The 10756-nt window shown below is 70.8% G+C and carries 14 protein-coding genes; 11 read left to right on the forward strand and 3 right to left on the reverse strand.

From position 1 onward, the window contains the following. Positions 1-52 precede the first annotated feature (52 nt). The 3 genes from V6M42_RS08400 (at position 53) to V6M42_RS08410 (ending at position 2363) form a co-directional block, all read left to right on the forward strand. Positions 53-1192 (forward strand): OmpA family protein, encoded by a 1140-nt coding sequence (locus V6M42_RS08400; RefSeq protein WP_332678172.1) that lies wholly within the window; start codon positions 53-55, stop codon positions 1190-1192. Positions 1193-1367: 175 nt separating this feature from the next. Beyond that, positions 1368-2009, forward strand: a complete 642-nt coding sequence (msrA, locus tag V6M42_RS08405) for a peptide-methionine (S)-S-oxide reductase MsrA (RefSeq protein ID WP_332678173.1) — start codon at positions 1368-1370, stop codon at positions 2007-2009. 63 nt (positions 2010-2072) lie between these two features. Continuing rightward, entirely contained in the window at positions 2073-2363 is a 291-nt protein-coding gene (locus tag V6M42_RS08410; protein WP_332659687.1) for a hypothetical protein, read from the forward strand. An 18-nt stretch (positions 2364-2381) separates the two neighbouring features. Here the strand turns inward: V6M42_RS08410 and V6M42_RS08415 are convergent, their stop codons facing one another. Then, on the reverse strand, positions 2382-3002 hold the full coding sequence (locus V6M42_RS08415) for a TlpA family protein disulfide reductase (RefSeq protein ID WP_332678174.1): 621 nt from the start codon (positions 3000-3002) through the stop codon (positions 2382-2384). A gap of 58 nt (positions 3003-3060) precedes the next feature. Here V6M42_RS08415 and argH point away from each other — a divergent pair, with 58 nt between their 5' ends. From argH to V6M42_RS08435, 4 genes are read left to right on the forward strand one after another with little or no spacing between them, the layout of a single operon-like run. Continuing rightward, a complete protein-coding gene (gene argH, locus V6M42_RS08420; RefSeq protein WP_332678184.1) occupies positions 3061-4428 on the forward strand; it encodes an argininosuccinate lyase in 1368 nt (455 codons plus the stop codon). Positions 4429-4438: 10 nt separating this feature from the next. Next, a complete protein-coding gene (locus tag V6M42_RS08425; protein ID WP_332678175.1) occupies positions 4439-4675 on the forward strand; it encodes a hypothetical protein in 237 nt (78 codons plus the stop codon). A 3-nt stretch (positions 4676-4678) separates the two neighbouring features. Then, positions 4679-5986 (forward strand): diaminopimelate decarboxylase, encoded by a 1308-nt coding sequence (gene lysA, locus V6M42_RS08430; protein ID WP_332678176.1) that lies wholly within the window; start codon positions 4679-4681, stop codon positions 5984-5986. A 46-nt stretch (positions 5987-6032) separates the two neighbouring features. Beyond that, positions 6033-6626 (forward strand): hypothetical protein, encoded by a 594-nt coding sequence (locus V6M42_RS08435; RefSeq protein ID WP_332678177.1) that lies wholly within the window; start codon positions 6033-6035, stop codon positions 6624-6626. A gap of 15 nt (positions 6627-6641) precedes the next feature. On the opposite strand, the gene V6M42_RS08440 is transcribed toward V6M42_RS08435, so the two are convergent. Continuing rightward, positions 6642-7172, reverse strand: coding sequence for a phosphoribosyltransferase (locus V6M42_RS08440; protein WP_332678178.1), 531 nt, complete (start codon positions 7170-7172; stop codon positions 6642-6644). After that, positions 7165-8112 (reverse strand): MJ0042-type zinc finger domain-containing protein, encoded by a 948-nt coding sequence (locus tag V6M42_RS08445; RefSeq protein ID WP_332678179.1) that lies wholly within the window; start codon positions 8110-8112, stop codon positions 7165-7167. The genes V6M42_RS08440 and V6M42_RS08445 overlap by 8 nt, the downstream gene beginning before the upstream one ends. Before the next feature lie 68 nt (positions 8113-8180). On the opposite strand from V6M42_RS08445, the gene V6M42_RS08450 reads away from it, so the two are divergent. The 4 genes from V6M42_RS08450 to V6M42_RS08465 all read left to right on the forward strand — a co-directional run. Continuing rightward, complete coding sequence (locus V6M42_RS08450; protein WP_332678180.1) at positions 8181-8891, forward strand: cell division ATP-binding protein FtsE; 711 nt, start codon at positions 8181-8183, stop codon at positions 8889-8891. Beyond that, complete coding sequence (locus V6M42_RS08455; RefSeq protein WP_332678181.1) at positions 8888-9769, forward strand: cell division protein FtsX; 882 nt, start codon at positions 8888-8890, stop codon at positions 9767-9769. Before V6M42_RS08450 ends, V6M42_RS08455 begins: the two co-directional genes overlap by 4 nt. Before the next feature lie 9 nt (positions 9770-9778). After that, complete coding sequence (locus V6M42_RS08460; RefSeq protein ID WP_332678182.1) at positions 9779-10396, forward strand: YdcF family protein; 618 nt, start codon at positions 9779-9781, stop codon at positions 10394-10396. 1 nt (position 10397) lies between these two features. Then, on the forward strand, positions 10398-10756 hold a 359-nt coding region (locus V6M42_RS08465), incomplete at its 3' end, for a lysophospholipid acyltransferase family protein (protein WP_332678183.1).

Consider the following 10756-nt stretch of genomic DNA (forward strand, 5'->3'; position numbering starts at 1 on the left):
GATTCACTTGGGCTGCGGAGGGCATCCACCCATGCGCGTAAAGACTTTTATCATGGCCACCAGTGCGGCCGGGGCTCTCGCCCTGTCGGCCGGCGCTGCGGCGGCTGAGCCGAACGGCTGGTATGGCGCGATTGACGCGGGCTACCACACGCTGGGCGACGTGGAGACGATCTCGCAGACCACGAACGCACAGTTCGACATCGCGACCGAGGGCGACTGGGCCGCGTTTGCGCGTCTGGGCTACCGGTTCGACCAGAACTGGCGCGTTGAGCTGGAAGGCGGCTATCGCCAGAACGACATCGAGATGATCGATCGTCCGGGCCCCGGCGGGGTTCCGAGCGGCGTGTGCAACGTGTCTGCGGGCGCCTGCCTGGCTCCGGACGGCGAGTTCAAGGCCGCCACCCTGATGATGAACGTGCTGTTCGACTTCGGCAGCGCCGATGACGCCCTGCGTCCGTTCATCGGCCTGGGCGCCGGCGTGAACCGCGTCGACACCAACTTCGTGGGCACCTTCGCCAACAACCGCGCCATCGGCGTGGGTGCGGACGACAGCTCGACCAAGCTGGCGGCGCAAGGCATCGCCGGCCTGGCCTGGGCGGTCAGCGACCGGGCCCATCTGGACCTGACCTACCGCTACCTGGTGTCGAACATGGAGTTCGCCACCTTCACCTCGACGGCGGCCTCGGCCATCGGTCCCTTCCAGGGCCGTTACGACGAGAGCCACACCGTGACCCTGGGCCTGCGCTATGCGTTCGGTGCGGACGAGCCGGTCTATGTGCCGCCGCCCCCGCCCCCGCCGCCCCCGCCGCCCCCGCCGCCGCCGCCTCCGCCGCCTCCGGTGGCCCAGGTTCCGGCCGCGCGTGAGTTCGTGGTCTACTTCGACTGGGATCGCTCGGACCTCACGGCTGAAGCCTCGTCGGTGGTCACCCAGGCCGCCAACTACGCCAAGACCGGCCGTCCGACCCGCGTTCTGGTCGTCGGCCACGCCGACACCTCGGGTTCGGCCGCCTACAACGTCGGCCTGTCCAACCGCCGCGCCCGCACCGTTGCGGACGCGCTGGTCGCCCAGGGCGTCAACGGCGGCGTGATCTCGCTGGACGGCAAGGGTGAAACCGCCCTGGCCCGCCCGACCGCCGACGGCGTTCGCGAGCCGCTCAACCGTCGCGCCACCATCGGCATCAACTTCCGCTAAACCCGGAAGGCGATGCCAGCCTTCGGCCTCATCCAGGCCGAAGGCCGGTAGGCCCACAACAAGACCCCCGGTCCTCGAAAGAGGGCCGGGGGTTTTTGCTTGCGGGCCTTGAAACCCCGGGCGGCGAGGAATCGTATGTTCCGGCGGACGCCGTGCGTCCCCGGAGATCGTCCCCATGTCGCGCCGCGCCTTCGCCAGCCTTGTCCTGCTCGCCATCGCCGCCTGTTCGCCCGGCGATCCGGCCGAGAGCGCCCCCTCCCCCTCTGCGTCCGCTCCCCAGGCCCGCGACAGCGGCCGGCGCGAGGTCGCCGTCTTCGCCGGCGGCTGCTTCTGGTCCACGGAGGCCAATTTCGAGCGCATGCCCGGCGTGGTCGCCGCCGTATCCGGTTTTGCGGGGGGCCGCGTCGCCACGCCGACCTATGACCAGGTCGTACGCGGCGGAACCGGACATCTGGAGGCGGTCCAGGTCACCTTCGATCCGGCCCGGATCAGCTACCGGCAGCTGGTCGACCGCTTCTGGCTGACCATCGACCCGACCGATCCGGACGGCCAGTTCTGCGACCAGGGCCCGTCCTACGCCACCGCGGTCTTCGCCAGCGCCGCCCAGAAGCCGGCCGCCGAGGCCTCGCGCCGGGCCGCCGCCGTCCGGATCGGGGCCGCCCGCTTCGTCGCCCCGGTGCGGGACGCGGCACGCTTCTGGCCCGCGGAAGCCTATCATCAGGACTTCGCGCGGCTGAATCCCGAACGCTATGCGGGCTACACCCGGTTCTGCGGCCGGGCGGCGCGTCTGCGCGCGGTCTGGGGCCCGACGGCCTGAGGCGCAACCGGGACCCCCTTGCCGCGTTTACCGCCAAGGTTCCACGCTGAAGGGGGATTTCCCATGCGCATCCAGACCGTCGCCCTCGCCGCCCTCGCCGCCCTGTCGCTCGCCGCCTGCAGCCAGGCCGAACAGGACAACGCCCAGGCCGACGCCAACGAAGCCGCCGCCGACACCGGTCAGGCCGCCGAGGAAGCGGGTTCCGCGCTCAAGGAAGAGGCCGCCCAGGTCGGCTCGGCCATCGCCGCGGGGGCCAGCGAGGTCGCCCAGGAAGTCGACGAGGCCACCGACACCCTCGCGGAAAAGGCCGACGACCAGAAGGCCGAGACCGCGACCGACACCAGGGGCAACTGAGGCCCGCGCCGTCAGCGCCTAGGCGGCTTCAGCCAACAGCGCGTCGATCAGCGCGCGGACTTCCGGGCTGGCCCAGTCGGCCTCGCCCGAGAAATGCGCGCGGATGCGGCCCTGCCGGTCCAGCAGGACGGTCTGGGGCATCTTGCCCTTGCCCGGCAGTTCGAAGGGCAACTGGAATTTCGGGTCGCTGTACAGCGGCAGCGGCTCGTGCACGTCGATGAAGCTCTTCGCGTCCGCGATCTTGTCGGCGTCATTGTCGACATTGACGGGCAGGACGATCAGGTCCTGGCCCTCATAGGCCTCGGCCAGACGGGCCAGGGTCGGCATTTCGGTGCGGCAGGGGAGGCACCACATGGCCCAGACGTTGACCACCACCACCTTGCCGCGGAAATCGGCCAGCCGGGCGTCGGCGCCGTCGCGGGTCCTGAATACATAGGCGGGCGCCGGCTCCAGCACGGCGGGGGTTTCCAGCGCGGCGATCGAGCCTCGGGCGAACCGCGCCAGCTCGCTTTTCGCCGCCGCCGCCGGCGGCGCTTTGTCGATCGCGCCGGGTTTCGCGTATAGCAGCGCAGCGCCGCCGATCACGCCGATCAGCAGCGCGCCCGCCGCCACGCCCAAAACCGCTTTCGAGACCTTCATGTCCGATCCAACGCCGCCCGCCCCGACCAAAGCCGATCCGAACGCGGAAGGTCAAGACATGTGGGGCGGCCGCTTCTCGGCCCGGCCCGCCGACATCATGCAGGCCATCAACGTCTCGATCGGCGTGGACCGCCGCCTGTGGGCCCAGGATCTGGCCGGTTCGCGGGCCCACTGCCGCATGCTGGCGGCGCGCGGCATTGTGACCCGGGCCGACGCCGACGCCATCCTGAACGGTCTGGACGCCATCGAGGGCGAGATCCGCGACGGCTCCTTCCCGTTCCGCGACCAGTTCGAGGACATTCACATGAATGTCGAGGCGCGGCTGGCCGAGCTGATCGGGGAGCCGTCCGGGCGGCTGCACACGGCGCGGAGCCGCAACGACCAGGTGGCGACCGACTTCCGCCTGTGGGTCCGCGACGCCTGCGACCGGGCGGTCGAACAGCTGAAGGGCCTGCAGGCCGTCCTTCTGACCCGCGCCGAGCAGCACGCGGACGACCTGATGCCGGGCTTCACCCATCTGCAGACGGCGCAGCCGGTCACCCTGGGCCACCATCTGATGGCCTATGTCGAGATGTTCGGCCGCGACGCCGGGCGGTTCGCCGACGCCCGCGCCCGCATGAACGAGAACCCGCTGGGCGCCGCTGCCCTCGCCGGGTCGCCCTTCCCCATCGACCGGCATATGACGGCGTCGGAGTTGGGCTTCGACCGGCCCATGGCCAATTCGCTGGACGCCGTCTCGGACCGCGACTTCGCCCTGGAGAGCCTGGCCGCCGCCTCGATCGCCGCGGGCCACCTGTCGCGGCTGGCCGAGGAGATCGTCGTCTGGATGACGCCCATGTTCGGCTTCGCCAGCCTGCCCGACGACCTGACGACCGGCTCGTCGATCATGCCGCAGAAGCGCAATCCCGACGCCGCCGAACTGGTGCGGGCCAAGACGGGCCGGATCATGGGATCGCTGGTCGCCCTGTCGACGGTGATGAAGGGCCTGCCGCTGGCCTATTCCAAGGACATGCAGGAGGACAAGCCGCCGGTGTTCGAGGCCTTCGACGCCCTGACCCTGGCCCTCGGCGCCATGACGGCCATGGTCGCCGCCCTGCAGCCGGACACCGGGCGGATGCGCGCCGCGGCCGGCGCCGGCTTCTCGACGGCTACCGACCTGGCCGACTGGCTGGTGCGCGAGCTGAACCTGCCGTTCCGCAAGGCGCACCATGTCACCGGCGCGGCGGTGAAACGGGCCGAGGCGATGGGCCTCGATCTGGCGCAGATTCCGCTGTCCGAACTGCAATCGCTTGAGGCGGGAATTACGGAAGAGGTGTACAAGGTCCTCACCCCTGAAGCGTCCTGCGCCAGTCGCCAGAGCTTCGGAGGCACGGCGCCGGAACAGGTCCGCGCGCGTATCGCCGAATGGAAGGCGCGTCTTGCGTAGGGGCATTGGGATGAAAAACATCGTCAGCCTGGGCGTCCTCGCCCTGTTCGCCGTCTCCGCGGCCGGTTGCGGCCGGATGGCCGACCTCGAGGCCCCGCCCGCCAAACAGACCGAGCGCAGCCAGCGCGACGGTCGCGCCCCCGGCCTGCCCGAGCCCGCCACCGTCTACCGTCCGCCCAGCACCGCGCCGATCGAGGGGGGGCCGACCAGCCCCTACAACGGCCCGGGCGCCCAGCCGAACCGCTAGGCCTTGCATCATTTCGACCGGATCGACGGCGCCCTTCACGCCGAGGGCGCGCCGCTGGAAGCGCTCGCCGACGCCGTGGGCACGCCGGCCTATGTCTATTCCACCGCGACCCTGACGCGGCATTACGGCCTGCTGCGCGAGGCGGTCGACGCCCATCGGAGCGCGCTCGGAGACGCCCTGATCGCCTTCGCGGTCAAGGCCAACTCCAACCTGTCGGTGCTGGCCACCCTGGCCCGGCTGGGCTGCGGCGCGGACACCGTGTCCGAGGGCGAGATCCGGCGGGCGCTGGCGGCGGGCGTCCCGGGCGACCGCATCATCTTCTCGGGCGTGGGCAAGACCGACGCCGAACTGGCCTTCGCCATCGAGGCCGGGGTGCGCCAGATCAATGTCGAGAGCGGCGCGGAACTGGACCGGCTGATCGAAGTCTCTTCGTCGCTCAGGCAGCGAGGGACCGCGTCGCGAGCGATAGCGACCCCGAATATAGCCATTCGCGTCAATCCGAAGATCGGCGCGGGCGGCCACGCCAAGATCACCACCGGCGGCGCGACCGACAAATTCGGCGTGCCGGTCGAGGAGGCGATTGATCTCTATGCGCGGGCCTCGGCCTCGCCGCATCTGACGCCGGTCGGGCTGGCCTGCCACATCGGCAGCCAGATCACCTCGCTGGAGCCGATGGAGGCCGCCTTCCGCACCCTGCGCGAGGTCGTCCTGACCCTGCGCGCCAACGGCCATGCGGTCAGCCGCCTCGACCTCGGCGGCGGGCTGGGCGTGCCCTATCACGGCCAGACGGACACGCCGTCGATCAGCGACTACGCCGCCATGTGCGCGCGGGTGCTGGACGGGCTTGAGGTCGAGGCCGCCTTCGAACCGGGCCGGCTGCTGGCGGCCAACGCCGGTGTGCTGCTGAGCCGCGTCATCCAGGTCAACCAGCGCGCGGACGGCCGGCGCTTCCTGGTGCTGGATGCGGGGATGAACGACCTGATGCGCCCGGCGCTGTACGACGCCTTCCACGATCTGGTTCCGGTGCGACCGCGCGAGGGCGAGCTTCTGGCCTATGACCTCGTCGGGCCGATCTGCGAATCCACCGACATCTTCGCCCGCGACCGCATGCTGCCGCCGCTCCAGGCGGGCGACCTCGTCGCCTTCATGAGCGCGGGGGCCTACGGGGCGGTGCTGGCCAGCGAGTACAATTCGCGGCCTCTGGTCCCCGAAGTGCTGGTGGACGGCGATCGCTGGGCCGTGGTCCGGTCGCGACCGTCGTATGAGGACATGTGGGCCCGCGAGCCGAAGGCGGACTGGCTGTCGCGCTGAACAACTTTTACGGTTCCGGCCTCGGAACCGCAAAAAGGGGTTGATCGTGAGCGATACGATTTCAGGTCAGGAGGCCGGCTTTGGCGGCTCGGGCCAAGGCGGGGGTGGCCCGGAAGGCGACGCGGGGGATGACGGCCTCCGGCTGATCGCCTTCCTCAAGACCCTCGACAAGGACCTTCAGGCGATGATCGCCAATCCGGGATTCATGTCCGAAGATCTCCGCGCCCTGGCCAGCCGTGCGTACGATGCGGGCGGCGCTCCGCAGGTTTCAGCGATGATCCGGATGCTGGAACGTGACTGGGACGACCATGTCGACGCTCTCGCGCATCACGGCCTTACGGGCGTGCAGTTGGACTTCAAGCTCAAGGTTCACGGACAGGCACGGGACCTGTATCTGTCCCCGCCGCCTGCGGGGCCCGGCCCCTTCGTGATCGAGAACGACGGGACGTTGACGGATATCTCGTCCGAGGAGTGGGCCGACGCCGCCGCCAAGGACTATCTCGACTGTTCGGACATCATCCTCGAAAGCCTCTCCGGCGCTCTCGGCGGAGCGGGCGCGGCCTTGATCGAGATCAAGAAGATGATCGAATGGCTGAAAGGCGCAGGAGCCCGATGGGCGCGCCGCCTCTTCTTCCGGTAGGCTTCCGGCAGGCCGTCAGTCCAGCGCGCAAACATCCGGCAGGCCGCGCAGGGCCCCGGCGTGATCCAGTCCGTAGCCGACGAGAAACCGGTTCGGCGCCTCCCAGCCGACGAAGTCCGGCTCGGGCGCGCGCGGCAGGGGCCAGGGCTTTTTGGCGAACACCACGGTCAGGACCTCTGACGCACCCGCCTCGGTCGCGATCCGAACGGCCTCGGCCAGCGACAGGCCGGTGTCGAAGACGTCGTCGATGATCAGGACCCGCCGACCCGCGATCGGACGTTGCAAAGGCGCATGGACCTCGATCCTGCCCCGGCTGGTCTGCTCGTCGCCGTAGGAGGCCAGCCACAGGGCGTCGAAGCGGACGTTGCGGCCCAGACGCGACAGGGCGCGGGTCAGGTCGGCGGCGAACCACAGGCCGCCGGTCAGCAGGACCGCGGCGACGGTCTCGTCATCGATGACGGGGGCGATCTGCGCCGCCAGTTCGGCGACGATGCGCTGAACCTCGGCTTCGGGCAGGAGAACGGTCGGCGCGGAGGTCTCAGCCATTCGAGGCCGATAGCGCCTCGACCGCATGCGTGTCCACCACCGGAACGGCGTCGATCGGCTGCATGTCCAGCGGGGCCGACGATCCCGGCGACAGGGCGGGACGCAGGCCGACGGCGCCGGCCGCGTGCAGCGGGGCGGAGCTGGGCTCGTGAACGGCGGGCGGCGCGGCGCGGCGGGTGTCGGCCCGGACCGGCGCGGGCGCCTGAGGCTCGACGGGGCGGGCGGCGCGGGCGGCGGGCGAATCCAGCACGAAATCGACGCCGATGCCCTGTCCGCGCGCGCCTGGATCGGCGATTACGGCCGCGAAGCCCTGCACCTTGCCCGGCAGCACGGGGGCGGCGTCGATGCGGACCACGGCGTGGCCGATCTCGGCCCCTTGCGCGTCCAGCAGGGCGACCCGCACCGGCGGGGCGGTGCGTTCATTGTCGCGCACGTTCCTCAGCGCGCCCGAGACCAGCACCTTGCCCGGATCGCTGGGCAGGGGCCGGGCGGTGATGGCTTCGAAGTCGAGACCGGTCGGATTCACCGTCAGACCGACAGCGGCGTAGGCCTGGGCCGCGCGCGGGGCCATTTCGACCACCTCGACCCGGAACAGCCAGGCGCTGGCCAGCAGGGCGGCGAAGCCCGAAGCGATGCCGGCCCAGACCACGCCATGGGCGGCGGCGCGGCGCAGGCGGCGCTGCTGTTCGGCGCGGGCGCGGAAGGCGCGGGGCAGTTCGGGAGCGGGCGTCTCGGCCAGCGATTCGGGTTCGGGCTCTTCGCGCGAGCTGAAACTGGCCGCCTCGGAGGGAGCGGTCGACATCGACAGCTCCAGCGGTTCGTCCAGCGTGGCCCGCCAGGTGTGTTTGCAGTCCTTGCAGCGCACGGTGCGGCCGCCGGGCCCGATCGCCTCATCGGGGGTGAAATAGCTGGTGGCGCAGGACGGGCAGGTCAGTATCATGTCGGCTGACTGCGAGGCTCTTCGCCCCCTCCCGTCGCGGTTCGAAACCGCGTCCTGACCCAAAATCGATGTCCGTCCAGCCCCGCCGCGCCACACGATCCGCCTCCGCGACCGACACCGTCCGCCTGTCCGGCGTGGGTTTCGGCTATGCGTCGACGCACCGCGCGCTGCGGGACGTTAACCTCACCTTGCCAGCCGGCTCTTTCCACTTCCTTACCGGGCCCTCCGGAGCGGGGAAGTCGACCCTGCTGAAACTGCTGACATTGCAGGCCCGTCCCGACGCGGGGACCCTGCACCTGTTCGGCGAGGACGCCACCATGGCGCCGCGCAAGGCCCTGCCTGATTTCCGGCGGCGCATCGGCGTGGTGTTCCAGGATTTCCGCCTGCTGGACCATCTGTCGGTGTTCGACAATGTCGCCCTGCCGCTGCGCCTCGCGGGCGGCAGACAGATCGACTACGCCGCCGATGTCGGGGAGATGCTGGACTGGGTCGATCTGGGCGACCGGATGGACGATCTGCCGCCGTCGCTGTCGGGCGGCGAGAAGCAGCGGCTGGCCATCGCCCGCGCCGTGGTGGCGGGCCCCGACCTGATCCTGGCCGACGAACCGACCGGCAGCGTGGATGCGAAGATGGGCGAGCGTCTGCTGAAGCTGTTCCAGTCGCTGAACCGGCTGGGGGCCACGGTCCTGATCGCCAGCCATGACGAGGCCCTGGCCGAACGGTCGGGCGCCAGAATCCTGCGCCTCGAGGGCGGTCGCCTGACCGGAGGCGAGGCGTGATCTCCGGCCTGTTCACACGCCGCCCCTCCCTGCTGCCGCGCGACGCGGGCGGCGAGCGCTGGCTGGCCTCGCTGATCGCCGTCCTGTGCTTCCTCGCCTGCCTGTCAGCGGTCGGCGCCGTCGCCGCCGACCGGGCCGCCCACGGCTGGGCCCGCCAGCTGCGGTCCGAGGCCACGGTCCAGGTTCGCCCCCGCGTCGGCGAGACCGGCGCCGAGGCCGCCGCCCGCGCCGCCGAGACGCTGGCCGGCGTCACGGGCGTGACCGAGGCCGAGGCCATGGACCGCAAGACCGCCGAGGCCCTGCTGCGGCCATGGCTGGGCGACGCCGTCCTGCCCGACCTGCCCATCCCCCATCTGGTCACCGTGCGGCTGGACCGGACGGCGCCCGCCAGCGCCGTGAGCCTGAGCCGCGCCCTCTCCAGCGCCGGTCTCGACGCCACCGTCGACGACCACAGCCTGTGGCGCGGCGAGGTCGAGCGGTCCGCCGCCCTCATCACCGTCCTGGCCCTGGCCGCCTTCCTGCTGACCGCCGGTGCCGCGGGCGCCGCCGTGGCCTACGCCACCCGCGCCGGCATGGCGGCCGGGACGGGCGTGATCGAGACCCTGAGCCTGAACGGCGCCTCCGACGGCGCCATCGCCGGCCTCTATCAGGTCCGCTACGGCCTGGTGGCGGCGGTCGCGGGGGGAATCGGCGCCCTGACGGCCATGATTCTGGTCGCGGGCCTGCGTTTCCTCGGCGGCGCCGAGGGCGTCACACCCGCCCTGCCGCTGATGTGGAGCGACGTGCTGATCCTCTCGCCATGCCCGCTGCTGGCCGCTACGGTGGCGCTTGTGGCGGCGCGTTTCACGGCGCTGGCGCGATTGAAGGGGCGTCACTAGGTTAACCGCATGAAGTTTCTGACTTTCATCGCGATTCTGGCGCTCATCTGGGCGATCGGACTGTTCGCCTTCGCCGACCGGGTGCGCGGATTCACGCCCGCGCCCGAGCCCGAGCGCGCCGACGCCATCGTGGCCCTGACCGGCCCCTCGGCCGAGCGGGTCAACGCCGCCATCCGCCTGCTGGAGCAGGACAAGGGCGAGCGGGTGCTGATCTCGGGCGTCAACCGCGAGGTCCGCCGTCAGGAACTGCGCGCCCTGACCCCGGGCTCGAACAAGCTGTTCAACTGCTGCGTCGACCTGGGCTTCGAGGCCGAGGACACCCTGGGCAACGCCCAGGAGATCGCCGCCTGGGCCGCCGCCAAGGACTATGACAGCCTGATCGTGGTCACATCGGACTACCACATGCCCCGGGCCCTGACCGAGATCCGCGCCGCCGCTCCCGGCGTGCGGCTGACGCCCTATGCGGTCGAGACGCCGTCGCTGGACAATTCGCGCTGGTGGAAGGCCGCCGTCACCGCCCGGCGGATGACGCTGGAATACATGAAATACCTCGCCGCCCTGGGCCGGGCCACGATCGGCGGCGGCCGTCCCCCCGCGGACGCCGCGCCCGCCGAAAAGGCCGCCTGAGTTGGTCACCGTCCGGTCACTGCTGTTCGTCGCCTGGCTGTATCTGTCGATGGCCCTGTTCGCCGTCGGCCTGTCGCCGGCCCTGCTGATGCCCTACCGCCAGTCGATGTGGGTGATCCGCAGCTGGTCGAAATTCTGCCTGTTCGGCCTGCGCTGGATCGCCGGGGTCAAGGTCGAGTTCCGCGGGCTGGAGCACCGCCCGACCGGGGCCGCCCTGATCGCGGGCAAGCACCAGTCGATGCTGGACGTCATCGCGCCGTTCGCCGTCCTGCCCGACAACTGTTTCATCATGAAGCAGGAGCTGACGCCCCTGCCCTTCTTCGGCTGGTTCGCGACGAAGACGAAGATGATCGCCGTCGA

It is taken from the genome of Brevundimonas sp., from assembly GCF_036677305.1.
Classification (GTDB): Bacteria; Pseudomonadota; Alphaproteobacteria; order Caulobacterales; family Caulobacteraceae; genus Brevundimonas.